This is a genomic window from Haladaptatus sp. SPP-AMP-3, from assembly GCF_049568665.1.
Classification (GTDB): domain Archaea; phylum Halobacteriota; class Halobacteria; order Halobacteriales; family Haladaptataceae; genus Haladaptatus; species Haladaptatus paucihalophilus.
The window spans coordinates 1,820,241-1,843,423 of the sequence record NZ_CP145897.1 but is presented as its reverse complement, the minus strand read 5'-3'; the positions used below and the strand labels follow the sequence as shown (position 1 = coordinate 1,843,423).

The 23,183-nt window shown below is 63.7% G+C and carries 27 protein-coding genes, 2 tRNA genes and 1 rRNA gene; 19 read left to right on the top strand and 11 right to left on the bottom strand.

Annotated elements, in window-relative coordinates; all coding sequences use genetic code 11:
- Nucleotides 1-68 precede the first annotated feature (68 nt).
- Both rrf and V5735_RS10325 read left to right on the top strand, forming a co-directional pair.
- Nucleotides 69-190: ribosomal RNA gene (rrf, locus tag V5735_RS10330) — 5S ribosomal RNA — on the top strand.
- 121 nt (nucleotides 191-311) lie between these two features.
- A tRNA-Cys gene (locus V5735_RS10325) sits at nucleotides 312-387 on the top strand.
- Between the two features lie 168 nt (nucleotides 388-555).
- On the opposite strand, the gene V5735_RS10320 is transcribed toward V5735_RS10325, so the two are convergent.
- Nucleotides 556-1,521, bottom strand: coding sequence for a Gfo/Idh/MocA family protein (locus V5735_RS10320; protein WP_423743444.1), 966 nt, complete (start codon nucleotides 1,519-1,521; stop codon nucleotides 556-558).
- A 93-nt stretch (nucleotides 1,522-1,614) separates the two neighbouring features.
- Between V5735_RS10320 and V5735_RS10315 the strand changes: the two genes are divergently transcribed.
- The gene (locus V5735_RS10315; protein WP_423743443.1) at nucleotides 1,615-2,427 is read left to right on the top strand and encodes a hypothetical protein; all 813 of its coding nucleotides are present in this window, start codon (nucleotides 1,615-1,617) and stop codon (nucleotides 2,425-2,427) included.
- Between the two features lie 17 nt (nucleotides 2,428-2,444).
- Here V5735_RS10315 and V5735_RS10310 read toward each other — a convergent pair whose 3' ends face one another.
- Both V5735_RS10310 and V5735_RS10305 read right to left on the bottom strand, forming a co-directional pair.
- Nucleotides 2,445-2,645 (bottom strand): hypothetical protein, encoded by a 201-nt coding sequence (locus V5735_RS10310; protein WP_423743442.1) that lies wholly within the window; start codon nucleotides 2,643-2,645, stop codon nucleotides 2,445-2,447.
- A gap of 346 nt (nucleotides 2,646-2,991) precedes the next feature.
- A tRNA-Lys gene (locus V5735_RS10305) sits at nucleotides 2,992-3,065 on the bottom strand.
- A 109-nt stretch (nucleotides 3,066-3,174) separates the two neighbouring features.
- Between V5735_RS10305 and V5735_RS10300 the strand changes: the two genes are divergently transcribed.
- Nucleotides 3,175-4,461: a M20/M25/M40 family metallo-hydrolase gene (locus tag V5735_RS10300; protein WP_423743441.1), complete on the top strand. Its 1,287-nt coding sequence runs from the start codon at nucleotides 3,175-3,177 to the stop codon at nucleotides 4,459-4,461.
- Nucleotides 4,462-4,470: 9 nt separating this feature from the next.
- Here V5735_RS10300 and V5735_RS10295 read toward each other — a convergent pair whose 3' ends face one another.
- Nucleotides 4,471-5,136 (bottom strand): DUF7119 family protein, encoded by a 666-nt coding sequence (locus tag V5735_RS10295; RefSeq protein WP_423743440.1) that lies wholly within the window; start codon nucleotides 5,134-5,136, stop codon nucleotides 4,471-4,473.
- 111 nt (nucleotides 5,137-5,247) lie between these two features.
- Between V5735_RS10295 and V5735_RS10290 the strand changes: the two genes are divergently transcribed.
- From V5735_RS10290 to V5735_RS10270, 5 genes are all read left to right on the top strand, one after another.
- Nucleotides 5,248-5,700 carry a hypothetical protein gene (locus V5735_RS10290; protein ID WP_423743439.1) on the top strand — a complete coding sequence of 151 codons (453 nt, stop codon included), beginning with the start codon at nucleotides 5,248-5,250 and terminating at the stop codon, nucleotides 5,698-5,700.
- A gap of 100 nt (nucleotides 5,701-5,800) precedes the next feature.
- Nucleotides 5,801-6,433, top strand: a complete 633-nt coding sequence (locus V5735_RS10285) for a VOC family protein (protein ID WP_423743438.1) — start codon at nucleotides 5,801-5,803, stop codon at nucleotides 6,431-6,433.
- A gap of 145 nt (nucleotides 6,434-6,578) precedes the next feature.
- Entirely contained in the window at nucleotides 6,579-7,541 is a 963-nt protein-coding gene (locus V5735_RS10280; protein ID WP_423743437.1) for an oxidoreductase, read from the top strand.
- Nucleotides 7,542-7,595: 54 nt separating this feature from the next.
- Nucleotides 7,596-8,024, top strand: a complete 429-nt coding sequence (locus V5735_RS10275) for a Rieske (2Fe-2S) protein (RefSeq protein WP_423743436.1) — start codon at nucleotides 7,596-7,598, stop codon at nucleotides 8,022-8,024.
- 59 nt (nucleotides 8,025-8,083) lie between these two features.
- A complete protein-coding gene (locus V5735_RS10270) occupies nucleotides 8,084-8,713 on the top strand; it encodes a helix-turn-helix domain-containing protein (protein WP_423743435.1) in 630 nt (209 codons plus the stop codon).
- Between the two features lie 65 nt (nucleotides 8,714-8,778).
- On the opposite strand, the gene V5735_RS10265 is transcribed toward V5735_RS10270, so the two are convergent.
- Both V5735_RS10265 and V5735_RS10260 read right to left on the bottom strand, forming a co-directional pair.
- Nucleotides 8,779-9,210, bottom strand: a complete 432-nt coding sequence (locus tag V5735_RS10265; protein ID WP_423743434.1) for a MoaD/ThiS family protein — start codon at nucleotides 9,208-9,210, stop codon at nucleotides 8,779-8,781.
- Nucleotides 9,211-9,338: 128 nt separating this feature from the next.
- Nucleotides 9,339-9,878, bottom strand: a complete 540-nt coding sequence (locus tag V5735_RS10260; RefSeq protein WP_423743433.1) for a DUF2249 domain-containing protein — start codon at nucleotides 9,876-9,878, stop codon at nucleotides 9,339-9,341.
- Nucleotides 9,879-10,101: 223 nt separating this feature from the next.
- Between V5735_RS10260 and V5735_RS10255 the strand changes: the two genes are divergently transcribed.
- The gene (locus V5735_RS10255; RefSeq protein WP_423743432.1) at nucleotides 10,102-10,641 is read left to right on the top strand and encodes a hypothetical protein; all 540 of its coding nucleotides are present in this window, start codon (nucleotides 10,102-10,104) and stop codon (nucleotides 10,639-10,641) included.
- A gap of 3 nt (nucleotides 10,642-10,644) precedes the next feature.
- Complete coding sequence (locus V5735_RS10250; protein ID WP_423743431.1) at nucleotides 10,645-11,736, top strand: hypothetical protein; 1,092 nt, start codon at nucleotides 10,645-10,647, stop codon at nucleotides 11,734-11,736.
- Here V5735_RS10250 and V5735_RS10245 read toward each other — a convergent pair.
- Together V5735_RS10245 and V5735_RS10240 are read right to left on the bottom strand one after the other, a co-directional pair.
- Entirely contained in the window at nucleotides 11,733-13,001 is a 1,269-nt protein-coding gene (locus V5735_RS10245; protein ID WP_423743430.1) for an MBL fold metallo-hydrolase, read from the bottom strand. The genes V5735_RS10250 and V5735_RS10245 overlap by 4 nt on opposite strands.
- A gap of 73 nt (nucleotides 13,002-13,074) precedes the next feature.
- The gene (locus V5735_RS10240) at nucleotides 13,075-13,554 is read right to left on the bottom strand and encodes a DsrE family protein (protein ID WP_423743429.1); all 480 of its coding nucleotides are present in this window, start codon (nucleotides 13,552-13,554) and stop codon (nucleotides 13,075-13,077) included.
- Nucleotides 13,555-13,798: 244 nt separating this feature from the next.
- Between V5735_RS10240 and V5735_RS10235 the strand changes: the two genes are divergently transcribed.
- Nucleotides 13,799-15,271 (top strand): aldehyde dehydrogenase family protein, encoded by a 1,473-nt coding sequence (locus V5735_RS10235; protein ID WP_423743428.1) that lies wholly within the window; start codon nucleotides 13,799-13,801, stop codon nucleotides 15,269-15,271.
- Nucleotides 15,272-15,704: 433 nt separating this feature from the next.
- Nucleotides 15,705-16,154 (top strand): hypothetical protein, encoded by a 450-nt coding sequence (locus V5735_RS10230; protein WP_423743427.1) that lies wholly within the window; start codon nucleotides 15,705-15,707, stop codon nucleotides 16,152-16,154.
- 37 nt (nucleotides 16,155-16,191) lie between these two features.
- Here the strand turns inward: V5735_RS10230 and V5735_RS10225 are convergent, their stop codons facing one another.
- Nucleotides 16,192-17,526: a metallophosphoesterase gene (locus V5735_RS10225; protein WP_423743426.1), complete on the bottom strand. Its 1,335-nt coding sequence runs from the start codon at nucleotides 17,524-17,526 to the stop codon at nucleotides 16,192-16,194.
- 100 nt (nucleotides 17,527-17,626) lie between these two features.
- Here V5735_RS10225 and V5735_RS10220 point away from each other — a divergent pair, with 100 nt between their 5' ends.
- From V5735_RS10220 to V5735_RS10195, 6 genes are all read left to right on the top strand, one after another.
- Nucleotides 17,627-18,028: a 30S ribosomal protein S6e gene (locus V5735_RS10220; RefSeq protein WP_423743425.1), complete on the top strand. Its 402-nt coding sequence runs from the start codon at nucleotides 17,627-17,629 to the stop codon at nucleotides 18,026-18,028.
- 42 nt (nucleotides 18,029-18,070) lie between these two features.
- Entirely contained in the window at nucleotides 18,071-18,508 is a 438-nt protein-coding gene (locus tag V5735_RS10215) for a DUF7112 family protein (protein ID WP_423743424.1), read from the top strand.
- On the top strand, nucleotides 18,505-18,918 hold the full coding sequence (locus V5735_RS10210) for a DUF5807 family protein (protein ID WP_423743423.1): 414 nt from the start codon (nucleotides 18,505-18,507) through the stop codon (nucleotides 18,916-18,918). Before V5735_RS10215 ends, V5735_RS10210 begins: the two co-directional genes overlap by 4 nt.
- A gap of 94 nt (nucleotides 18,919-19,012) precedes the next feature.
- A complete protein-coding gene (locus tag V5735_RS10205) occupies nucleotides 19,013-20,440 on the top strand; it encodes an ATP-binding protein (protein ID WP_423743422.1) in 1,428 nt (475 codons plus the stop codon).
- A 57-nt stretch (nucleotides 20,441-20,497) separates the two neighbouring features.
- Nucleotides 20,498-20,761: a hypothetical protein gene (locus V5735_RS10200; RefSeq protein WP_007980152.1), complete on the top strand. Its 264-nt coding sequence runs from the start codon at nucleotides 20,498-20,500 to the stop codon at nucleotides 20,759-20,761.
- 37 nt (nucleotides 20,762-20,798) lie between these two features.
- Nucleotides 20,799-21,719, top strand: a complete 921-nt coding sequence (locus V5735_RS10195; protein ID WP_423743421.1) for a carbohydrate kinase family protein — start codon at nucleotides 20,799-20,801, stop codon at nucleotides 21,717-21,719.
- Between the two features lie 10 nt (nucleotides 21,720-21,729).
- On the opposite strand, the gene V5735_RS10190 is transcribed toward V5735_RS10195, so the two are convergent.
- Together V5735_RS10190 and V5735_RS10185 are read right to left on the bottom strand one after the other, a co-directional pair.
- Nucleotides 21,730-22,239: a GNAT family N-acetyltransferase gene (locus V5735_RS10190; RefSeq protein ID WP_423743420.1), complete on the bottom strand. Its 510-nt coding sequence runs from the start codon at nucleotides 22,237-22,239 to the stop codon at nucleotides 21,730-21,732.
- Between the two features lie 113 nt (nucleotides 22,240-22,352).
- Nucleotides 22,353-23,144, bottom strand: coding sequence for a BtpA/SgcQ family protein (locus tag V5735_RS10185; protein WP_423743419.1), 792 nt, complete (start codon nucleotides 23,142-23,144; stop codon nucleotides 22,353-22,355).
- Nucleotides 23,145-23,183 lie beyond the last annotated feature (39 nt).

Sequence of the window (23,183 nt, the reverse complement as noted above, 5' to 3'; positions counted from 1 at the left end):
ACATTACGGTTCGTTCGAACCATCAACGATTGGTATCCCTGTCACGGTTCGATTCCGTGAGTTGACGTTAAGGCGGCCAGAGCGACAGGGCGACACCCGTACCCATCCCGAACACGGAAGTTAAGCCTGTCTGCGTTTCGGTCAGTACTGGAGTGCGCGAGCCTCTGGGAAATCCGATTTGCCGCCTCCCACTCATACTCTCATTCATTACCTCCGTACGGAGCCGCTGCTCTGTGCGGGTGTTTTGCTATTTCTATCCGGCCGCTTGAGACCGCTACGTTTAAAGTGACCGACTTCAAAGAAGAGACTGCGCCAAGGTGGCAGAGTCCGGCCGAACGCAGCGGCCTGCAGAGCCGCCTACCGCCGGTTCAAATCCGGCCCTTGGCTTTTCTACGAATTGTTCGTTCCATCGATTGCTCTGTAGAATAGAACGTATCTGCAGTCGCCGATACTACCCACGGTAATACGTTTCTGCTGTAATTTATCGGTCCTCTGCCCCTTCTCCGTGGTGAAAATGACTGAATACGCACCGTTTTGGTGTCCGTTTGGGCTCACTTAGAGCGGAACGGGTTGTTGTTCGTGGACGCTCTCGTAGAGAGCATCGATGATTTTCATCGTTCGGATTGCGTCTGTCGCATCGGTCTCCGGGGACCGCCCTGTTTCGATACAGTCGACGAACTCCTCGACTTCGAGTGGGTACTGATTTGTTGAGTCGAACTCCTCGACGACGTGTCGGTCGTCGATTCGGTACGTCAGTTCGGTTTCGTCGTCTTTCGATGGAACGAACGCGTCCGGCGCTTCGATCCATCCGTTGGTGGCTTCGATGCGATATCGTTCCGTACCAGCAGTCGTGAACCCCGAGGAAATCACCGCCGTTACACCGTCTTCGTATTCGAGGATGGCTGTCAGTTCGGTTTCGACGCCGCAGTCCATGGTGTCGGTCGCTGTCGCGTACACGCGCCGGGGTTCTCCGAGGAACAGTCGTGCGGCGTTGACCGTGTAACAACCGACGTCCATCAGGCTCCCACCCGCGAGGTTCGGGTCGAGTCGAACGTCTTCCGGGTCGTCCAGTGAAAATCGAAGACTGGCTTTGAGCGAGCGGATATCCAATTTCCGTGCGATTTCGACCGCGCGTCGGGTTCGGGGATGGTAGCGATACATGAACGCTTCCATCAGCGTGACGCCACGCTCGTCACAGTACGTACTCGTCTCGCGCGCTTCGGCGGCGTTCACTGCCAAGGGTTTCTCACAGAGAATGTGGTGCCCGTGGTCTGCGGCCCGCTTCGTCCATTCGGCGTGGAGTGCGTTCGGGAGGGGGTTGTACACGGCTTCTATCTCGTCGTCTTCGAGTAACCCCTCGTACGTTCCGTAGGTGCGTGGTATGTCGAGTTGCTCTGCGACGGTCGCAGCACGAGATTCGCTCCGCGACGCGAGCGCAGTGACTTCGTGTCCCGCCTCCTTGATGGCCGGTATCACGGCATTCACGCCGATTTTTGCCGTGCTGATGACGCCGAACTTCATGCCTCACGTTCGTTTTCGACGCTAATGAAAAGAAGCGTCGTACCGTATCGCCAAAAAGTAACCATTATACCGAACGCGGACAGGGGCTAGAGTATGCAACGACGAGCAGCGGGCGTATACATTGCGATCTTCCTCGTCATTTCTGCCGGGGCATACTCACTGGTCGGCATGGCCAAGGAGCCGACGGTTTCGGTGAAGAACCCGGATCAGACGCTCTCACAGCAGGGACAGAAGTTCACTGTCGACGGGCGACAGTACAATGTCTCCTCGTTGAGTGGGGGCTCCGCGGAGGTCGCGTGGACCCAGCAAGCCGCCACGTATTCGGCTGAACTGGCGAACAACTCGACAGTCGAACAGGACAACACCACGTTCCAAGTTCTCATCCCGAACAAATCGGAGCCGAAGAAAGCGACGCTTCGGGAGGTCCAGAACCTCTCGGAAGGTACGCAGACGGTTAAACAGGGGAACGAAACCTACGTCGTCGTCAACGGCAGCAGCGGTAACAAGTCGCTCGTCCCGGTTGACGAGTACAAGCGCCAGCAGTTCGGCGAACCGACGACGAAGACGCTGCGTACGGGCGATTCGTACCAGTACTCGAACAACTCCACCACGGTCGACAACATCACGGCCGAGGCTGTGATGCTGCAGTGGAAAGCGCCGAAAACGACCGTTTCCTCGGTCGAGAGTGGTTCGACGGTCGAACTCGGACCGAACAACGAGACGTTCGTCGCACACGGCCAAGGCAATAAGGTTCTGCTGTCGTCGGACGTGAAGGCCTATAACGAACAGGAGGAAGCGGTGTCGCACTTCCACGAGCGCATTGCGGGACTGTGGGGTGTGTCCATCCTCAGCTTCATCGCGGCGGCGCTCATCGGAATGCTCGCCTACCTCCCGTTCAAGGGATAACAGTTACAACCGCCTTTTTACGTCCGAGCGATCCACGCGAGAGCCGCGCCGATACCGATAGCGGCGACGGCACCGAGTATTTGGCCCAGCATGAGCAGGGCACTTCCGGATTTGTGCGCCCACGGCATGCCGACGAGCGTTCCGATTCCGATGAGAACGAGCAGGACCCCGAACGCGGTTCCGAGCGGTTCGAGTGGGTCCGATATGTACCGGTTCATACCCGGTCCTGTGTTCGGATGACTTATAATATCTACTGAACGACTTCGGCGAGCGTTCGTTTCGGCGGTTCTCTTCTTCTTGCGACGCTCTCGATGTAGTCGCCGCGAGAAGTACGGGCTGGAAGGGATTTGAACGACGCCGAGAGGTTCCTGCTTGTTCGTTCCACTCACTTCGCGGGCATGCCTCTCGTCTTCTTCGAATCCTTCGAGCCGTTTCACTCCTCATCTACATTCGTCGTGAAAACGGGCTGGACGGGATTTGAATCACGTCCGAGAACCTGCGCTCCGCGCAGAACCTCGGTCTGATTCAAACCGCTTCGCTCGTCACCTTCGTTCCTCACAGAAGCGGGCTGGAAGGGATTTGAACCCCTGGCCGTCTGGTTAAAAGCCAGACGCTCTGCCTAACTGAGCTACCAGCCCTCATCTCTTCTTGCGAGTTGCGACGTTTAAACGTTTGCCATTCCGCTCGGCAGCCGTCCGTATTTCCGGGGTGAACATCGTTTTCTCCCCCGGTCACGACTGTTGAACCATGACCGACTTCGAAACCGAACAGGGTGACGAGTTGCGCGCGTTCACCGAACGACTCTGTTCGTTCGACACGACGGGCGGTAACGAAGGCCCCGCACAGGAGTGGCTCGCCGACCGGCTCTCGGAGATGGGCTTCGAGACGTACGAGTGGACGGCCGACGCCGAGCGGTTGGCGGAACATCCGTCCTTCCCGGACGACCCTGCCGCCATCGAACACACCGAGGCGAGCGCCGACGGGCCGACCCTCGTCGAGCGCCCGAGCGTCGCGGGTGTCCTGGAGTTCGGCGACCCGGACGACGGCCCGACGCTCGTCCTGAACGGGCACATGGACGTGGTGCCCGTGGCCCGCGAATCGTGGGACACGGACCCTTTCGAACCGACGTTGGAGGGCGACGACCTCACAGCTCGCGGCGCGGTCGATATGAAATCCGGACTCGCGTCCTGTGTCTTCGCGGCGAAACACCTCCACGAGGACGCCGGGGGTCGGAATCTTGACGGCCGACTCGTCGTGGAAAGCGTCGTCGGCGAGGAGGAGGGCGGACTGGGTGCGGCGGCGGCGGCCCTCTCGAATCCCTATCCGTTCGAGCGCGACGCGGCCATCGTCGCCGAACCCACCGACCTCACGCCGGTCGTTGCGGTCGAGGGAACGGTCATGAAACGGCTACGCCTTACTGGTCGCTCCGCGCACGCGGCGACGCGGTGGCGCGGGGAGAGCGTCTACCCTCACTTCGAGGACATCCGGCGGGCGTTCTTCGACCTCGAAGCCGAGCGGAGCGAGTCGGTTACGCATCCGCTGTACGACGAGTTTCCGATTCCGTGGCCCATCGTGTTCGGGACGGTCGAGGCGGGAACGTGGTCGTCGTCCGTCCCCGCGACGCTCACCGCGGAGATGCGCCTCGGCGTCGCGCCGGGCGAAACGGTCGATGAAGTCGAGGCCATGTACGAGGAGCGGCTCGCCGAAGTGGTCGGGGAGAACGAGTGGCTTCGTGACCATCCGCCGACGTTCGAACGGTTTTCCATCCAGTTCGAATCCGCGGAGACGGACGCGGACGAACCGATAGTCGGCGCGCTCCAGTCCGCGATGGACGGTGAGGGACTCGACGCGACGCTCCGCGGCGAAACCTACGGCGCGGACTCGCGCCACTACGTCGCCGCGGGAATCCCCACGGCCCTGTTCGGACCGGGGACCATCGAACAGGCGCACTTCCCGAACGAGACCGTTCACTGGCTGGACGTCGTGACTGCAGGAACGGTCCTCACCGAGACGGCCCGCACGTTCCTCGATTAACTTCCGTTTTCAGCCGAGTTCCTTTTCGAGCGCCCGGGCGACCACGTGTTCGGGTTCCTCGTCGGCGAGTGCGGCCTCCCGTCGAAGTTCGCGGTACAGGTCCGGCGGGAGCGAAAGCGTCACCTCGCCGAGCGTGACGCCGTGGTTTCGGAGCGCGCGCTCCGGGGGTGCCCCGTCGCTGATGTCGCTGACGATGGCGCGCACCTCGCGCACAGTCAGCGAGTTGTCGAGGACCGCCCACGCCAGTTGGTAGCGCGCGTCGCCGTCCACCCGGGCGATGTGTTTGGCGGCCGTCGGAGCGATGTGGCCGACGGCGACGTGGCGTCGAATGGACCGCGGGAGGTCGTGCACCCGCGCCCACTTTCGGATGAAGGAGACCGTTGTTTCGCCCCCCGCTCGTTCCGCGGCCTCTTTGTAGGACCCGACGCCACGGACGAGCGCTGCACAGGCCGCCGCTCCGCGCAACATGTACACGTTGTCTTCGCTCCCCGGACTGCCACCCGCAAACGCGCGGACGGTTCGCGCCGCCTCGGCAACGCTCTCCGGGTCGTCCGGGTCGAACGCCTTCGCTTCTCGTGCGTGCGAACCGGTGATCGACGCGTTCCCGCGGATGACGGGCTTTCCGACCGGCGACTTGCGGTCCGCCGGTGGCTCATCTCCCGGGCCGTTAGTCATCGTTCGTGGATTGGGCGGACGGGGTAAAAAGGAACCGCCCGAACGGACGTCCCGATGCGAGTCTTTCGTTCGCACCCCACGTTTATCTACGAAGCCGCGCAATTTTCCCGCGTGACTGGCCGCAGCACCGACTACTCGACGGAGGAGCGCCGACTTCGCCCGCGCGACGAGAAGGAGGGCGTCGAGCAGTGGGTCGAAAGCGTCTTCTTCGCGGTCGGGGAGGTGACCTTCCTCGGGTTGCCCGCCTTCTACGGGTTGATGGACGCCGAACCCAACGTACCGTTGAAGTTCGCCGCGCTGTTCGCGTGGTTGGCGCTCGTCCTCTGCGTCGGGACGTTCCGCGGTCCGTGGCTCGACGTCGACTGGCCGCCGGTGACGCCCGCGCTTTTCTTTCTCCGGTTGCTGTACTACAACGTCGTCATCGCCGCCGTGGCCTATCTCGGGACGGCTATCGACCTCGCGTTTCACTCGCCCGCTCCGACGGCGACGGTCGCGGTGCTCCTGTCGGTCGGAAGCGCGCTGGTGTTTCCCCGCCTCGCGTGGACCGTCGGTGCGTACCGGTAGCTCCTCGTCGATTTCTCCCACTGACATCGATGTCAGGTGGTGACGTTCCCGTCCGCGAGGGTATATCGTCGTTCGGGACCAACGAGGAACCGAGAACGCCATGTCCGACGAACCTTCCACCGACGGTGAGGCACCGATTACCGCCGAACGCCCCGACGGTGCGGTCCCGCTGACCGGAACCGACCACATCACGCTCATCGGGAGCAACGAGGAGGATACGGTCGAGTTCTACCGGGACATCCTCGGGATGCCGCTCGTTCTCCGCCAGCCGAACCTCGACGCGCCGAACGTCACGCACCTGTTCTTCGACAGCGGCGACGGCCGCATCATCACGTTCTTCGTCGAGGAGGGCCGCCAGTCGAATCCCGCGCCACAGCGAACTGGTATCGGTGCGGTTCACCACCTCGCGTTCCGGTTCGACCCGGAGCGCATCGAGGAGGTGCGCGAGCGCCTCGAAGCGCACGGTCTCCGATACAACGAGTTCGACCGGAGCATCTTCTACTCGCTGTACACCTCCGACCACAACGGGCTGACCATCGAACTGACGACGGACAAGTTCGACATCCCGGACGACAGGCGCGCGGAAGTGCTCGCCGTCGCTCAACGAAAGCGCGAGGAGGACGGCTCGGAGTACGCGAAGGGCGAACACCTCGAAGCCGCGCTGGAGGAACTCGGCATCCCGGTCGAACCGGCGGACCTCCCCGACGCGCCGACGGGAGCGGGCGGGTTGTAGTGTCCGACGGTGGATTGATAGCAGGCGGAGTGTGGACAGATAGGCGGCGGAGGGTGACAGATGGGCAGATAGTAAGCGGATAGATGGTCCCAGTCCCACCTCGTTGGGCGGTGACTTTCTGTACCGGGCGGCCGTAGGCGGTTCCATGACCGATTCCGGGTGGACCGCAGAGAGAATGCCGGACATGACTGGCGAGACGGTAATCGTCACGGGCGCGAACAGCGGCCTCGGCTACGAGGTGACGCGCGCCTTCGCCCGAAAGGGAGCGTCCGTCGTCATGGCCTGCCGACGGACGAATCACGCGAAGACGATGAAGGGGAAAATTCTCACCGAGGCTCCCGATGCGACGCTCGACGTGCGCGAAATCGACCTCGCGGACCTGTCGTCGATTCGCGCTTTCGCGGACGGCTTCGAGTCCGAGTACGACGACCTGTGCGTCCTCTGTAACAACGCGGGCGTGATGGCGGTCCCGCGGGACGAAACGGCGGACGGGTTCGAACTGCAGTTCGGCGTCAATCACCTCGGACATTTCGCGCTCACCGGACTCCTACTCGATTCGCTGCTCGAAACCGACGGCGAGACGCGCGTCGTCACCCAGAGCAGCGGCCTGCACGAGAACGGGGAGATGGTCTTCGACGATTTGCAGGGCAAACGCGAGTACGACAAGTGGGACGCCTACGCTCAAAGCAAACTGGCGAACGTGCTGTTCGCCTACGAACTCGACCGGCGACTCGGCGACGCCGGTATCGACGACGTGGCGAGCGTCGCCTGCCACCCCGGCTACGCGAGCACGAACCTCCAGGGTCGCGGCCCGAGACAGGAAGGTTCGACCCTTCGCCTGTGGACGATGCGCATCGCGAACGCGGTCCTCGCCCAGAGCGCCCAACGCGGTGCCCTGCCGATGCTCTACGCCGCGACCGCTGGCGGCATCACGGGCGGCGAGTACGTCGGCCCCGACGGATTGATGAACATGCGCGGCCCGCCTTCGGTCCAGTCGTCCGGCGACCGCTCTTACGACGAAGCGGTGGCCGGACGCCTCTGGGACACCTCGGAGGAGTTGACCGGCGTGACCTACGACTTCCGACGGTCGAAGTCCGTCAGCCACTGACGTTCTCCCCGACGGAGGGATTATTTTAATTGTCGTGGCGCGAACGGGATGCGTATGGAGACGGACGACGCACCCCGCTTGACGACGGTCGAGGACCTCCCCGAAAACGACTCGTTTCTGTTCACGGTACGGGAACGCGACGGGTCGAAGGAGGAGGTCGTTCTCGTCCACGGCGACGACTGCATTACCGCGTGGAAGAACTTCTGCCAGCACGAAACCGACCAGCGACTCGACCGGGGTTTCGGCGCGGCGATGCGCGACGGGGACATCATCTGCCCGAAACACGGGTCCATGTTCGACGGCTGTTCCGGCCACTGTGACAACGGGAAGGCCGCCGGTTCGACCCTCGTTACGGTGGACGTTACGGTGGACGACGGTGACGTCTACCTGACCGACCGAACGTGTGAGTTCGCACACGAGGGCGGCATCGAGGAGGACGACGAAGACGACGTGCCGAGTTCGTCCTCGCACCTCTCGTTTTAGATTCTCGATTTCGGACACGTTCGAAATCGGTTTCCACGCACGGGGCGAATGAACGGACGATGGCGACCGCGAAACTCACGATTACGATTCCGACGGACGTTTGGGTCGGTGACCTCTCGGCGAACCATCCGACCGCGGAGTTCCGGGTGTTGGCGGCGCTTCCGGCCGAGCAGACCGGCGTCGGACTTCTCGAACTGACCTCGACCGACATCCCTTCGATTCTCCGCGAGATGGCGGCGTACGACGACGTTCTCGACGTCGAACCCCTCCGCGCGTCCGAGGAGACGGCGCTCGTCCGGTTCGAGACGACCGACCCGATTCTCCTCCTCTCGATGCAGGAGTCGGGGGTTCCGCTCGAACTGCCGATAACCTTCCGCGACGGGGAGGCCACGCTCGAAGTCACCGCCTCGCACGAGCGACTCTCGACGCTCGGGACGCAACTGGAACTGTTCGACATCGCCTTCGACGTGGAGTTCGTCCGCGAGATGACGGCTTCCGAGCGGTTGCTCACCGAGCGCCAACGACAACTGCTGACGACCGCGGTCGAGTGCGGCTACTACGACTCGCCGCGAACCTGCACGCTCACGGACCTCGCGGCGATGACCGACGTCGCCAAATCGACGGCCAGCGAGACGCTCCACCGAGCGGAAGGGAAGGTCATCAAGCAGTACGTCGGCACCGACGAGTAGTCCCGTATTCCACCTCGCACCGACCGCCTCGCCCGGCTACTCCGCTCCGACCGACCCGTCCCGACTCAGCAACAGTAGATGAACGGGTACATCAGCGCTACGCGGTCCCCGTCCTCCAATTGGGTGTTCAATCCGTCGATGTGCTCGTTGAAGGTCCCGTTGATGGCCACTCGTGCGTACGCGCGGGTTTGCTCTCCTTCCGGGTTCTTTCGCCACGTTCCGGGGAGTTCTCCGGGGACCGTCGCCCATCCTCGCGTCGTCGCATCGGCCTCCGTCTCGGCGATGAGCATGTCCTCGACGTCGTACTCCGAGAAGAATGCGGTCAGGAATTCGCGGAGCGTCGTCCCCTCGAAGGTGAACGTGAGTCTCGGCGACCCTACCGCGTCCCGGACGTGCCCCGTACAGCGCACCTCGACGGTGGTTTCGTCCGTCGAGCGTTCTTCCCTCGATTCGACTGTTCCACCCGACTCCACTCCCGCGTTCGATTCGGTCTTCATACGTCTCTAGACGACTCCCGGAACCGAGAATCCGTGTGCGAACATGTTCGGAGAGCTCGATATCCAGGGCCTCTCGGTCACGAACGGTCGATTCGCGGCCGGTCGTTCGGTGTCGGTCGTCGCGTCCCTCAGTCGGCGTCCGTGGCCCGCGGTGCGAGCACGAGCAGCGCCGTGCTGTCGCTCGTCGCATGCGGTGCGACCTCCTGTTCTCCGTCGAATCGCACGACGTCTCCCGTTTCGATGTCTCGCGTTTCGTCGCCGACGTCGAGTTTCATCTCGCCGGACACGAGGTAGAGAACGATTTGACGGTCCGGGTGTTGGTGGCCGGGAATGCTTTCGCCCGCCGCCAAGCGGAGGCGAACCGTCTTCGGTTCGCTGTCGGGGAAGACGACCGCGTGCGGCGTCTCGTCGAGGTCGTCGAGGTGGACGACCGAACTCGTCGTCGTCTTCGGGAACCGGGCCACGAACTCCTCCGGTCCTCGCTGTTCGGCTTCGTAGCCCTCGGCGTCGAACGTCGGGTCCTCGGCCTGCAACTCGTAGAAGAACGGCTTCGGTTCGTGGTCGTTGACGAGTTCCAGCGTCTCGCCGCGGCCGAGGTCGGAGAATGCCGCGTGGATGGTCTCGTGGCGTTCGGACGGTGGCAGGTCGCGGACGTCGATTCGTGTCATGCGACTCGTCCTACGCTGCCCGTCGTCATCCGATTTCATCCGAACATGTTCGACACCCCGTGTGTGTTCGGTAGCCATCGCGACCGCTCACCCTCCCTTGGTGTACCGCTACTTTCATCCGTTCCACGGCGATGAAACAGACGCGAGTGCTGGTAGCGGTTAGCAGCGAGTTCTCAGAACGGTTCTGCGGACTTTTATCGAGTTGTCGGTCGAACTGAGTGTCATGGTCATTGTTGATGAGAAACTGGTCGATGACCTCTCGCTCCGCGACCGCGAGTATCAGATCGACGACTTCGTGACGTACCTCGAACGTCACCACCACGGGGAGGAACCGGGGATTTCGATGGAGTGCCTCGACGCCTACGCCGACGCGCTCGGCTACGATAGGGACCGCACTCACGCGCTGCTCGAAGAGCGACTGACGGATTCGTCGACGTGGACGCCCGGAAACAACCTCTATCGGGTGGGGGAGAACGTCAGCGTCTATCCGCCGTCGTGGCACGAGCAGTTGAGCGACACGATAGACATCGCCGAGTACGTGCGGGTCATGCTGGAGGAGAAGGTCGCGGCGACCGGCCGACTGCCGCCCGCTCGTCGCGGGGTTCCACAACCGGACGTCCTCACCGCCATCGAGATATTCGCCGACCTCGACCGCGAGATGGGCGAGGACCTGCTCAAAAAGCAACGACAGGAGGGGTCCATCGTGGTATTCGCCTCGCAGAACCCCGAAGACCTCGTTCGACTGCCGAAGACGGAGGAGTAACGCATGAAGATAGCGACGGAGCGAAACGAGAACGGTCAGTTCGAACTGTTCGTCCTTCTCGACGGCGAGGTTCACACCAGCAGGCAGGTGGGGTCGGAAACGGAGTGGACCGAGTGGGAGCGCCTGGACGGGGCCGAGGGAACGTCCATAGCGGTCGGTCGAAACGAGGACGGTCGCCTCGAAGTGTTCGTCACGGACCCGTCGAACGGGACGTATCACACCCGCCGGGAGGCGGCCGATTCGGATTCCACGACCGGTGACTGGGAGGGGTGGCGTCCGCTCGCCGACGACCCCCGTCCGGGCGGGTCGGTCGCGGTCGCGCCCAACGGCGACCGACGACTCGAAGTCTTCGTCACCGACCCGACGACCGGGACATTCCACACGAGGCAGACGGAGCAGAACGGCACCGCGTGGACCGACTGGGAGTCCCGAGGGGACCGAGCGGGCGACGAAATCGTCGTCGAGCGCGACGCCGAGGAGCGGTTACAGGTGTTCCTGCTCAACTACGCCGACGAAGGGGCGGGCCTGACGGCGGCCGAAAAGGAGTTCCTGTACGGGGTCCATCACTGCTGGCAGCTCGAACCGGACGGCGACGAGTGGGCCGATTGGCACCGACGCGGACGAGCGAACGGCCACTCGCTCGCCGTCGGCGAGAACAAAGACGGACGCTTCATGGCGTTTCTCGTTCGGGACGACGACGTTCCGATTCACACCCGGCAAGTCGGGTTCGAGGACACCGAGTGGGAGGAGACGTGGAGCGAACTGAGCTACCCGGAGGATTTCGAGATATTCCACCGGCCGAAGGCGAAATCCGTCGCTACCGGTCGGGACGAGGCCGGTCGGGTGGTCGTGTTCATCACCGGCCGACGACTACACAGTTTGGCACAGCAGTCACCGAACGGCGACTGGTCGCTGTGGGAGCGATTCGGCAAGGTCCGCTGCGCCGGACTCGACGTCGCCCGAACCTCGGACGGGCGACTCGTCGTCTTCGGCCTCGAAGACGCGCCGAAAGCGGCCCGTCGGCCGAAGGTTCACCAGCGATGGCAGCGGGAACCGAACGGCCGCTGGTCGAAGTGGTGGTCCCGAACTATTTAAGGGCGAGTCGTTTCCGTCGGCGCGGCGTCCGCGTCGATTTCGAATCGACTTCCGAGTTCGGGCGCGCTCGCGTCGTAGCCGTCGGCCCGTAACTCCTCGGCGAACGCCGCGCACCTGTCACCGTGGTTGACCAGCACCGTGGCGTCGCGGTAGGAATTCAAAAATTCGAGGAGGCCGTCCCGGTCGGCGTGGGCGGAGAAGTCGTAGGACTCGACCTGCGCGCTGACGGGCATGACGCGGCCGTCGATTTCGCCGCGTCCGGTTTCGAGCAGGTCCCGTCCGGGCGTCCCTTCGACCTGATAGCCCGTCATCGTGATTTTGTTGACCGGATTGGCGCGGATTTCGGGGATGTACGTCATCGCCGGACCGCCCGAAAGCATCCCCGAAGTCGTCACGATGACGGTGTTCTTCCGCGCGATTCGCTTGCGCTGGCCGTTCCGCCCCGTCACGAACCGCGCGTTCGAGACGGCCCGCTGGAGGGCGTCGGGGTCGCGGACGAACTCGGGGTGTTGGCGGAGCATCCGCGTGACCTGCTTTCCCATTCCGTCGACGTAGCAGTCGATGTCGTGCGCTTCACAGACCATGAGCATCTCCTGTGTCCGGCCGATGGCGAACGCCGGAACGACGACGGTGCCCCCCTCCCAAATCGTCGTCTTCACGCTCTCCGCGAACTCCCGCTCCGTCGCGGACCGCTCGCCGTGTTCCACGTCCGAGTACGTGCTCTCACAGAGTACCACGTCTGCGTCGGGGCGAGCGGTCGTTCCGGACAGCAGTCGCTGGTCGCCGGTGTGGAAGTCAGCGGTGTACAGCAGTCGCGTCTCGCCGTCGTCCACCAGCACGTGCGCGCTTCCGGGGATGTGGCCCGCGTTGTAGAACGTGATTTCGTGGCCCGCCGCCTCGAACGATTCGCGGTAGCCGTGGGGTTCCGACACTTGCGTCACCCGTTTGAGTTCGGCCTCGGTGAACGGGCAGTCGTAGCTCCCGCCGTGCAGTTTCAGCGTGTCCCGCGCGAGGATGCGCGTCAGTTCGTAGGTCGGCGGCGTCCAGTGAATCGGCGGGCGCTCGTCGCCCGAGAGCAGGGAGGGAAGGATACCGACGTGATCCAGATGGCCGTGGGAGACGACGACGGCATCGGGGTTCACGTCGCCGACCGGATACTGTGGCGGATTCCCGGTCAGCATCCCGTAATCGAGGAGGAGGGAGTCGTTGACGAGAATCGCGCTCCGGCCCACCTCGCGCGCCCCGCCGAGAAACTGGATATTCATTGGGGGGTCTAACGGACGAAGCCGTTTTTCTTCGTCGGTTTCGACCGCCCCGCAAAGAATCACCGACTCGCGGTCACGGGGCCTTGATGTATCCGTAGTTCAGCTCCTGCAGGCGGGCCAGTTCGCCGACGCCGGAGGGGACGGGTTCGACGCCCGGAAGGAGGTCGTCTTCGGTCACGTTCAGCATCTCCATCGCGTTCTCACACGCGCGGAAGGTGACGCCCCGTTCCTGTAGCGACGCGATGCGGTCCGCGAACTCGTTGTCGTCCGTTGGCGGGGTGTAGACGAGAATCCCCTTCCCGTTCGCCAGCAACACGAGGTCCTTGACCGGAACGGTCTCGTCGTCGAGCAGGTTCTTCGCGTTCAACAGCGCGTGTTCTTGTGCGGGCGACTCGCCGCTGGACAGGTGAATGACGGTCTTCGACGGCGGGGACGGCCGTGAACACGCGTCCGTCCGCTCATCGAACCGGTCGGCGGTTCCGCGAACCGATTCGCTCCCGAACAGGAGGGTACCGAACGCACCAGCGGCCGAAACGAAGCTTCTTCTCCACATGCACTTTTCATTTCGGACTTGATTGCAATAATGCTCGCTCTGAGTTTTTATTCCTGAAAATAGTGGAAAAATACATGTCTATGTATAATTTCGATACTTTTCGTCGTGCCCTCACGAGTCACCTCGGTTGACTCCACGACGTTCCCTCCGAACGCCGACGTATCCGTTCTTCGAACTCGAGTAAAACGCCACACCGCCGCCGGTTCCTGTCCCTTTATCGGGCCGAAGGCCGGAGTTCAGTGTGATGTCGGACAGAGCCTACACCTTGGACGGCGACTGGAACGCCCTCTACATCGACGGCGAATGGATCGACGGCGGCGACCGGGACGAAATCGACGTGACGAACCCGGCGACCCGAGAGCAAATCGCGTCCGTTCCGGCAGCGACCGAGGACGACGTAGACCGCGCCTACGAGGCCGCCGCGGAGGCACAGGCCGACTGGGCGGACCAATCGCCGAACGAGCGAATCGGCGTCATCCAATCCGCGCTCGACTTGCTGGACGAGCACCGAAACGACATTCTCCACTCGCTCGCGGTGGAGTCCGGAAGCGCGAACATGAAAGCGTTCGCGGAGTGGCAGACCGCGCGCGGCATCACCCAGCAGGCCGCCGAGTTCCCCTTCCGCGTCGGCGGCGAAATCAAGGACTCGATGATTCCGGGGAAGGAAAACCACGTCAAGCGAATCCCGATGGGCGTCGTCGGCGTCATCTCGCCGTGGAACTTCCCGTTCAACCTCTCGATGCGCGCCGTCGCGCCCGCGCTGGCGCTCGGCAACGCGGTCGTGCTCAAGCCCGCCTCGCCGACTCCCGTCACCGGCGGTCTGCTCCTCGCCAAAATCTTCGAGGAGGCCGGACTGCCCGAGGGACTGCTCAACGTCGTCCCCGGCAAGGGTTCGGAAATCGGCGACCGCATGGCGTCCCACCCCGAACTCGACGTGATGGCGTTCACCGGTTCGACGGAAGTCGGCAAACACGTCGCCAGCCTCGCGGCCGAGAACCTCGCGCTCCCCGCGATGGAACTCGGCGGGAACAACCCCCACGTCGTCACCGAGGACGCGGACATCGACGCCGCAATCGATTCGGCCGTGTTCGGGTCGTTCCTCCACCAGGGGCAGGTGTGCATCTCCATCAACCGCCACCTCGTCCACGAGGACGTGTACGACGAGTACGTCGAGAAACTGACCGAGCGCGCCGAGTCGCTTCCCATCGGCGACCCGACCGACCGCGACAACGTCATCGGCCCAATCATCGACGAGGGCCAGCGCGACCAGATGCTCGACTACATCGAATCGACGGTCGAAGAGGGCGCGACGCTCGAAACCGGCGGCCACCACGAGGACCTGTTCGTCAAGCCGACCGTCCTCTCCGACGCGACCAACGACATGTCCGCGTCGTGCAACGAGACGTTCGGTCCCATCGCGCCGGTCATCCCGTTCTCCTCCGACGAGGAGGCCGTCGAACTCGCCAACGCGACCGAGTACGGCCTCGCCGCCTCGGTCCACGCGGGCGACCTCGGGCGCGCGCAGGACCTCGCCGACGCCATCGACGCCGGGATGGTCCACATCAACGACCAACCCATCAACGAGGAACCCCACGTCCCGTTCGGCGGCGTGAAAGGCTCCGGAATCGGCCGCTACGACGGTGACGCCATCGTCGAGGAACTCACGCAGGAGAAGTGGATTTCCGTCCAGCGCGACCAGCGGCGGTACCCGTTCTAGAACCCATCTTTTTATTGCGAGGGTCGCAAACCGCGCGACCCTCGATAAAAATCTGGACCAAAAACACTCCTCCTTCGCTTCGCGTTGCTCCGCTCAGTCGTCGGTCCGCTCGCTTCCGAGGCGCTCGCGGTACGATTGCTAGTTCCCTGAAAATACGGCGCGCCTATCGCTCACTTCGTTCGCTGTTCCGTCGCTTTCGCTACTCCGCCAACGGGTCTTGCGGGATGAACCAACTCGCAATTCCCCTCGGTTTCGGGTCCCGGTTCGCCCGGAACCGCGCCCATACCAGCGACCGCCGGACCAACCGAACGTTTCGGCGGTATATCAGCGGTAACCACCCCGTAAGATAGATTCCTTTCGAATCCGCCGAAATACCGTGTGTATCGGACAGTATTCACAACTGTATTATCCGCCGAATCGCTACCGAAAACCGATGTCCCGACCGTCTCGCCGCGAGGTCCTCCGACTCGGTGCGAGTCTCGGAGCGACGTCACTCGCGGGTTGTTCCGCCCTGTCTTTCTCCGAGAAACGCCTCACTGTAACGCTGTTGAACTTCGACTCCCGAAGCCACACCCTCCTGCTCGAACTGCTGCGGACGGATAGCGATGAAACGGTGTTCCGGAACCGATTCAGGCTCAACACACCAGCGGACGGAAAGGCAGCGTTCGAACGTCAGCGGACGGGGGTTGTCGAGAGCCGCGAATATCGCGTTCGCGCCTCGCTCCAGGACGCCGACGTGGAACGCCGGTATCGCTTCTACCCGAACTCGGACTGTTCGGGGGGCGACGAATCCGACGAACTCGTCGTCGAAATACACGGACGCGACGACGACGCGGGACCCTCGGTTGAGTTCCTCCGGAACGGCACGATTCGGTGTAACTGACCCCCCAGCGGGTCCATCCCGACCGTTCGCGCCCGTCTCACGAGGCCGAATCGGTCGGCGTCTCCTCGGTGGCTTCCTTCTCCGACGCTTCGATGACCGTCCGTTTCGGAACGTCGTTCTCCACCTTCGGCCGACGCGTCAGCAACCGCTGGAGGAGCGTCAGCTCTTTCGGCGCTTCCTTCTCGATGGTGTGGTACTCGACGACGATATTCTCCTCTTCCTCGCCGATTCGGAAGTAGTTCAGTCGGAACGACGGGTAGTACACCGGCGGGAGGATGCCGATGAGCGTCGAGGTCCGGTGCAGTCGCTTGAGCCACGTCCCGGTGTTGATGATGACGTGCTCGCCGACGTTCGTCAGCGAGACGCGGTGGGTGTGGCCGTAGATGTACGCCACGACGTCGGGATACTCCTCGAACACGTCCTCGGCGGCGGCGACGTAGGGCGCGTCCGACGGTTCCTCGGGTTTCTCTTTCCTGACGAGGCCGAACCGTTCGAGCGTCTTTCGCACGTCGCGGGCGAAGAAGTACAGCGGTATCGATATCACGAGCAGGAGCCCGACGACGACGAGGTTCACGTAGATGACGAACTCCACGACGTCGCCGACGACCCCCAACTGCCGGAGGACGGACGTGGTGAAGTTCGAAACGGCGTGTGACCCGACGACCCCGGACGCTTCGAAGACGAGGACGAGCAGGTAGATGAGGCTGACCTGAAAGAGCAACAGGAACGGCAGCGCGCCGTAGCGGAGGAACGGGTTCATCTCGCGGTAGAAGTAGTTCGACGCCATCCAGTCCGGTATCTCCTCCAACGGCGTGAGCGACTGGATGTCCTTGAGCCAGTTGTACTTTCCCCGCCCCGAGAGCTGTCCGGCTTTCCCGGTGATGTGGCGGTTGACGAAGTAGCCGAGCGGATTGGCTCGCGGGTTGCCGAACTCGGGCATTCGGTTGTGCGCGTCCTCCTGCATGCCGTGTTCGATCCAAATCTTCTTCCCGGCGACGCGTCTGGTGAGCGAGAGCGTCGGGTCGAGGGTGACGTTGTACTCGGCCAGTCGCTCCTCGTACTCGGGATACCCCGCCAGTTCGGCGTCGTGATTGCCGGGGATGAGCGTGATGCGGACGTTTTCTCCCGTTTTCCGGAACTGCTCGAACAGCTTCGGATGGTGTTCGACGAGCAGGTCGAACTTCGTCATCCCGGCCGACTGGGTGAACTCCCAGAGGCCGAACGCGTCGCCGAGGATTATCAGTTCGGCGTCCTCGTCCGTCGTTTCGAGCGTTCGTAGGAACTCGACGAACTCGTCTTCGAACTCACACTCCTGTAACTGCTCGTCGCCCCCGACGTGAAGGTCGCTGACGAAGTAATATGCGTCTGTCATCCTCCCCCGCCTCCGGAACACGACCGGATTGCGGAAAGCGGTTTCGTCCGGGAGAGTGGGTTTCGATGTCCTTTTAGGGAGGGACCGATATTCGTTCCGTATGGCAAACTTTCAGGTCGTCGTTGCTGACCCCGACTCCGGGGCGGCCTATCAGCGCGAAGTAGACGGACAGGACGCGAACCGATTCCTCGGCAAGTCCATCGGCGAGGACGTCGACGGCAGTGCCGTCGGTCTCGACGGGTATTCCGTCGAAATCACCGGTGGGTCGGACAACGCCGGTCGCCCGATGCGCGGCGACGTCGCCGGTCCGAACCTCAAGGACGTGCTCCTCGAAGGCGGTACGGGCTACAACCCCGAGCGAGACGGCGAGCGACGACGCATCTCGGTCCGCGGGAAGGAAGTCAGCGAGGAAGTCGCACAACTCAACGTCCGTATCTCCGAGTACGGCGACGAATCCGTCGAGTCCCTCTACGGCGAGGGCGACGAGGAAGACGACGAGTAACGCGGCGGAACACTCAAACATTTACACCATCTTTTCACGACTATGACGCAACGGGTTTCTAGTGATACGACTGAAACCGTCAGAGCGACACTGGCGCAGGCGGGTGCGACGAACCGTGCGAACATCGAGATTCCTGCGGACGACGAGGACTCCTTTCCGGCGGACGAACTCGTCCGCGTCGTCATGGACGACACGGAGTATCGCGCCCGAATCGAACGGCCGCTGACCGGCGACGGTCGCCTCATCCGGGGGGTATACGACACTCCGCGACTCGCTCGGAATCCGGGCGAGGGCGAAAACCGCCTCTCCGAGTGGTTCGCCGACAGCAACCGCTCGTTCGGCCAGTCGGTTCTCATCGACGTCGTCGAAGAGGGGTTCAAGTACGGAATCCGCGAACCCGGTTCGCGGGCCGTCTACGAGGCGACGGAAGCGCCGAACGGGAGTCTCGCCGACATCGCACGGCAGGTTGACGACGAATGAGCGCCCGCGACGAGTTCCTCGCCGGTGACCGCCCCGACGACGTTGCGCTCTTTCTCGCCGATTCGTTCGTGTCGGGGGACAAACTCGCCGACTACGGCGAATCGGTTCCGGGCGGTGTGCTGTTGGTCGTTCCGGGCGAAACCGGACGAAACGTGTTCAAGAAGGCGACCGGGATGGACGCGATGAGCTTTGCGAAGGAGGCGATGGGGGCCGAGGGAACCGTCGCGGCGGACCTCGCGGGCGCTGACTGCCCGGAGGGGGACCACGACGTGGAGTTCGTCTTCGCGTTCGCCGAGGAGCAAAACGAGGAGGTCGGCGGCCTGTACGCCGAGGGCGACGTCATCCACGCGTACGCCTACTGCTCCTGTGGCACCTCGTTTTCCCACAAGTGGGTCGCTGGCGAGCGGTAGCCCGGGAATTCGGCAGAGTCGGTATTCGGGCTCGGGCGTCCGTCCCCAATCAGTTAAATATATGCCCTTTAGCTCTCTTGATAGTGAAAACTGCATGGCGAATGTAGACCCGGTTTCTATCGGTCACGATTTTCCCCCTGCATTCCGTGTGCTCCACGTCGATACCGACGAGGACTTCCTTCGACTAACCCGGGAGACGTTGGAACGCAAGGACGACATCGAGGATGTCATCGGCGTGACGAACGCCGACGATGCCGTCGAATGGCTCTTCGAACGTGACGTCGATATCGACTGTCTCGTCAGCGAGTACGAACTCCGAGACTGTTCGGGGTTGGAACTTCTCGAAACCGTGCGCGAGAGCCGTCCGTACTTCCCGTTCATCGTCTTCACCGGGACGGGAAGCGAGGATGTCGCAAGCCGTGCTATCTCCTCCGGCGCGACGAACTATCTCCAGAAGGGAACGTCCGGTGCACGCTTCGTTACTCTGGCGTCCCAAATCACGCAAGCGGTGTCACACCGCCACGTGGAAAAACAAGTTCATCGGGGCTTTCGAGCCATCGACACGGCCCGTGAGGGTATCGCGTTGCTCACTGACGACTTCCGGTTCAATTACGTCAACGACGCCTACGCCGACCTGTTCGAGTACGACGCGGAGACGCTCATCGGTCGGAACTGGGCGACGACGCTCACGGACGACGCCGTGGCTACCCTCTCGTCGGAGGTCGTCTCGACGGTCGATGCCGCCGGAGAGTGGAGCGGTGAAATCACGGGCGAACGAAAGGACGGGCGCACGCTCGCGCTGACGCTCACGATTTCCGCCGCCCCGGACGACGAGTACGTGTGTGCGGTTCGGGACGTCACCGAACGGAAGGAGCGCGAAAAGGCGCTCGTAAGGGAAAACGAGCGTCTCGACGAGTTCGCGAGTCGGGTCTCACACGACCTTCGCGGCCCGTTGAGCATCGTCTACGGGTATCTCGACCTCGCCCGCAAAACGGGCGAATCGGAGCACTTCGACGAAATCGAGCGGGCCGCGGACCGAATCGAGGCCATCATCTCCGACCTCCTCGAAATCGCCCGCGAGGGGCAAAAGACGCTGAAGCTCGAAACGGTCGTCCTCGACGAGTTCGCCGCCGACGTGTGGGACGGCATCGAAAGCGAGTCCGCGACCGTCGATACCGGCCCCGCCGACGGACGACTCCTCGCCGACCGCGACCGCCTGACGGAACTGTTCGCGAACCTGTTTCGGAACGCGGTCGAACACGGCGGCGACGACGTCACCGTCACCGTCGGCTCGACGTGCGACGGGTTTTACGTCGCGGACGACGGTCACGGAATCCCGGAAGACCACCGAAAACAGGTGTTACAGTCGGGCTACTCGACCGAAGAGGCGGGGACCGGACTCGGGTTGAGCATCGTGCAGCAGATAGCCGATTCGCACGATTGGGGCCTCTCCATCGACGAGAGCGACGCCGGTGGCGCGCTGTTTTCGTTCACCGGCGTCGAGCGTCCGGACGTGTCGTGACTTACATTCTCACATTCTCGCCGACATCGCTTTGCCCGTCCCGAGCGATTTTCGGGTATGGAAGAGCGTGTGCCCATCGCGGATTGGGGGGAAATCGAAACCAACCTTCGCCGGTTCGCACCGGACGTGGACGACCACGGGCCGAAACTCGTCGCGCGGATGGGCGTCGCCCGGTTCACCGTCGCGCGGGACGGCCACGTGACGGCGGGAATGCCGCTCCACGAGTTCGACGGACGGGCCGATTCGGTCGTCTTCGACCACGACGCGGGCGTGATTCGAATCGAACGGGCGGGGCTGACCTACGTGTTCCGCAGGCCGTAGCGCAACCGACTTCCCGCCCCGCCGCAACCACCCGACAATGGCATTCGACGCGGTGACGGTCGGGAGCGCGCTCGTGGACCGCGTGTACTCGCTGTCGAACCTCCCGGAACCCGACGGCGGGGCGTTCGTCCGCGACGAATCGCGGTCCGCCGGTGGGGTCGCGGCCAACGTCGCCACCGCCCTCACGCGACTCGGACGCGAAACCGGCGTCGTCGCGCGCGTCGGCGACGACGAGGACGGTGCGTTCGTCGAAACCGACCTCGAAGACCGCGGCATCGACGCCACCCGTGTCCGCCGCGGCGACGAGGACTCCTCGTACTGTCTCATCCTCCGCGACCCCGACGGCGAGCGCATGATAATCGCGGGCGGCGATGCGGTCCCCGCGCTCCGATTGACCGACGCCGACCTCGACTACCTCCGGCAATCCCGCGTCGTCTTCACCAGCGCTTACGCACCCGACGATGTCGTTTCCCGCCTCGTCTCCGCACGCCGAAACGACGACCTGCCCCCCCTCGCCTTCGACCTCGCGGGGCCGCTCTCGGAACTCGACGGTCGGGGCGTCACCCGCGAGACGCTGGACGAGGCGCTTTCCGTCTTCGACCTGCTGGTCACGAGCGAGGTGCCGGTCCGCTCGTACCTCGGCGTCGGCCCGCGCGAAGCGGTCGAGGAGTTCCGCGCCCGCGGCGTCGAACGCGGTGCCGTCACCCGCGGCCGGGACGGCGCGCTCCTGTTCGACGGGTCGGGCGTCACCGAGATTCCGGCCTTCGACGTGCCCGTCGCCGACACGACCGGCGCGGGCGACGCCCACACCGCCGGACTGATTCACCGGTGGCTCCTCGGGGAGCGGAGCGCGGAAGAAGCGGGCGAGTTCGCGGCCGCCGTGGCGGCGCTGAACTGCGGTGCGGAGGGTGCGAGGGGCGGCTTTCCGACCGAAGAAGACGTCGAAGCGTTCCTGTAAACGGTTCGTCTCACAGCTTCTTTTTCATCTCCACGACCGTTCCCGTCACGCCCGCTGACTCGCGACTCGAAAACTCGTGAGCGCACTCTCTCACACGCTCGTATCTGTGTGCTTCGTAGAACGGGACCGCGTTCAGCGACGCCGCGAGGCCGAGCGTTCGCGTTCCCTGCTCGCTCGCGCGACGCTCTAACTCCGCGAGGACCGCGGACCCCACTCCCGTTCGGGCGACGGACGGGTGGACGTACACGCCGGTGACTTCGCCGTCTACCGCCGCCGCGTGCTCTTTTGGTGGTTCGAACCGGACGGTACCGAACGCCACGACGTCGCCTCCGTCCTCCGCGACGACGAACACCCCCGCATCGGCTTCGATGGCAGGCGTGTACTCCGCCGACTCGCAGCCTTCCGCCCACGCGGCCACCTGCCGTTCGTCGTAGCCCTCGCGTCCGAGTTCCGCGATGGATTCGGCGTGGACTGCCCGCACCGCCTCGACGTCGTCGGTCGTCGCGTTACGAACGCGCACACTCGATTGTTCGGGGCGAACGAGGTATCCAGTTCGATTTCGCAGACGAGTCTGTCCGACCTTCACACGGGCGATTGAGAGTACAAACCGTCGCCGAAATCGCGCTCTCGAACTCAGACCCTCGAAACCAGCTCTCGCACCTTCGATTCGTCCACGCGGTTCGTCGTCTCGCCGCCCTCCTTGAGCGCCGTCCCGACGATTGCGCCGTCCGCGACGTCGAGGAGGTCGCGCACGTTCTCGGCCGTCGTGCCGCTCCCGAGGAGGACCGGCGCGTCCGACCCGAGTTCGTCCCGGCAGGAAACGACCGACTCCAGCATGTCGGTATCGACTTCGTGGCCCGTTCCGACGCCGCTCACGACCACGCCGTCCGCGCGGCCGCGGCCGAGGGTTTCGTCCACCAGTTCGGTCACGGGGCGGTCGGCCAGCGGCGCGGAGTGTTTCACGTCCACGTCGGCGAGAATTTTTACGTCGGAGTCGAGTTCGTCGCGGAGGCGGAGCGTCTCGTGCGCGCTGCCTTCGACGACACCTTGGTCGGTCAGGCGCGCGCCGGTGTGGATGTTCACCCGAATGAACCGCGCGTTTGCGGCCGTCGCAATCGAGAGGGCCGCTTCCGCGTCGTTTCGTAGGACGTTCACGCCGATGGGGCAGTCCACGGCCTGCCGGAGTTCGGTGACGACGCGCGTCATCGAGGCGACGACGTGTTTCGGCACGTCGTCGGGGTAGAACGGCGAGTCGCCGAAGTTCTCGACCATGATGGCGTCCACGCCGCCGAATTCGAGCGCGTGAGCGTCGGTGAGCGCGCGGGTCCGGAGGGCGTCGAAGTTCCCGTCGAAACCGGGCGACCCCGGAAGGGCGGGGAGGTGAATCATGCCGACGATGGCGTCGTCAGTCTCGAAAATGCTCATACCGGGGCCTCGTCGCGCCCCGGATTAAACGAATCGAGT

Bases quoted from the DNA above. Each gene is read 5' to 3' on its own strand.
- V5735_RS10320 (WP_423743444.1), bottom strand. From the start codon at position 1,521: ATGAAGTTCGGCGTCATCAGCACGGCAAAAATCGGCGTGAATGCCGTG.
- V5735_RS10315 (WP_423743443.1), top strand. From the start codon at position 1,615: ATGCAACGACGAGCAGCGGGCGTATACATTGCGATCTTCCTCGTCATT.
- V5735_RS10310 (WP_423743442.1), bottom strand. From the start codon at position 2,645: ATGAACCGGTACATATCGGACCCACTCGAACCGCTCGGAACCGCGTTC.
- V5735_RS10300 (WP_423743441.1), top strand. From the start codon at position 3,175: ATGACCGACTTCGAAACCGAACAGGGTGACGAGTTGCGCGCGTTCACC.
- V5735_RS10295 (WP_423743440.1), bottom strand. From the start codon at position 5,136: ATGACTAACGGCCCGGGAGATGAGCCACCGGCGGACCGCAAGTCGCCG.
- V5735_RS10285 (WP_423743438.1), top strand. From the start codon at position 5,801: ATGTCCGACGAACCTTCCACCGACGGTGAGGCACCGATTACCGCCGAA.
- V5735_RS10280 (WP_423743437.1), top strand. From the start codon at position 6,579: ATGACCGATTCCGGGTGGACCGCAGAGAGAATGCCGGACATGACTGGC.
- V5735_RS10275 (WP_423743436.1), top strand. From the start codon at position 7,596: ATGGAGACGGACGACGCACCCCGCTTGACGACGGTCGAGGACCTCCCC.
- V5735_RS10270 (WP_423743435.1), top strand. From the start codon at position 8,084: ATGGCGACCGCGAAACTCACGATTACGATTCCGACGGACGTTTGGGTC.
- V5735_RS10265 (WP_423743434.1), bottom strand. From the start codon at position 9,210: ATGAAGACCGAATCGAACGCGGGAGTGGAGTCGGGTGGAACAGTCGAA.
- V5735_RS10260 (WP_423743433.1), bottom strand. From the start codon at position 9,878: ATGACACGAATCGACGTCCGCGACCTGCCACCGTCCGAACGCCACGAG.
- V5735_RS10255 (WP_423743432.1), top strand. From the start codon at position 10,102: ATGGTCATTGTTGATGAGAAACTGGTCGATGACCTCTCGCTCCGCGAC.
- V5735_RS10250 (WP_423743431.1), top strand. From the start codon at position 10,645: ATGAAGATAGCGACGGAGCGAAACGAGAACGGTCAGTTCGAACTGTTC.
- V5735_RS10245 (WP_423743430.1), bottom strand. From the start codon at position 13,001: ATGAATATCCAGTTTCTCGGCGGGGCGCGCGAGGTGGGCCGGAGCGCG.
- V5735_RS10240 (WP_423743429.1), bottom strand. From the start codon at position 13,554: ATGTGGAGAAGAAGCTTCGTTTCGGCCGCTGGTGCGTTCGGTACCCTC.
- V5735_RS10235 (WP_423743428.1), top strand. From the start codon at position 13,799: ATGTCGGACAGAGCCTACACCTTGGACGGCGACTGGAACGCCCTCTAC.
- V5735_RS10230 (WP_423743427.1), top strand. From the start codon at position 15,705: ATGTCCCGACCGTCTCGCCGCGAGGTCCTCCGACTCGGTGCGAGTCTC.
- V5735_RS10225 (WP_423743426.1), bottom strand. From the start codon at position 17,526: ATGACAGACGCATATTACTTCGTCAGCGACCTTCACGTCGGGGGCGAC.
- V5735_RS10220 (WP_423743425.1), top strand. From the start codon at position 17,627: ATGGCAAACTTTCAGGTCGTCGTTGCTGACCCCGACTCCGGGGCGGCC.
- V5735_RS10215 (WP_423743424.1), top strand. From the start codon at position 18,071: ATGACGCAACGGGTTTCTAGTGATACGACTGAAACCGTCAGAGCGACA.
- V5735_RS10210 (WP_423743423.1), top strand. From the start codon at position 18,505: ATGAGCGCCCGCGACGAGTTCCTCGCCGGTGACCGCCCCGACGACGTT.
- V5735_RS10205 (WP_423743422.1), top strand. From the start codon at position 19,013: ATGGCGAATGTAGACCCGGTTTCTATCGGTCACGATTTTCCCCCTGCA.
- V5735_RS10200 (WP_007980152.1), top strand. From the start codon at position 20,498: ATGGAAGAGCGTGTGCCCATCGCGGATTGGGGGGAAATCGAAACCAAC.
- V5735_RS10195 (WP_423743421.1), top strand. From the start codon at position 20,799: ATGGCATTCGACGCGGTGACGGTCGGGAGCGCGCTCGTGGACCGCGTG.
- V5735_RS10185 (WP_423743419.1), bottom strand. From the start codon at position 23,144: ATGAGCATTTTCGAGACTGACGACGCCATCGTCGGCATGATTCACCTC.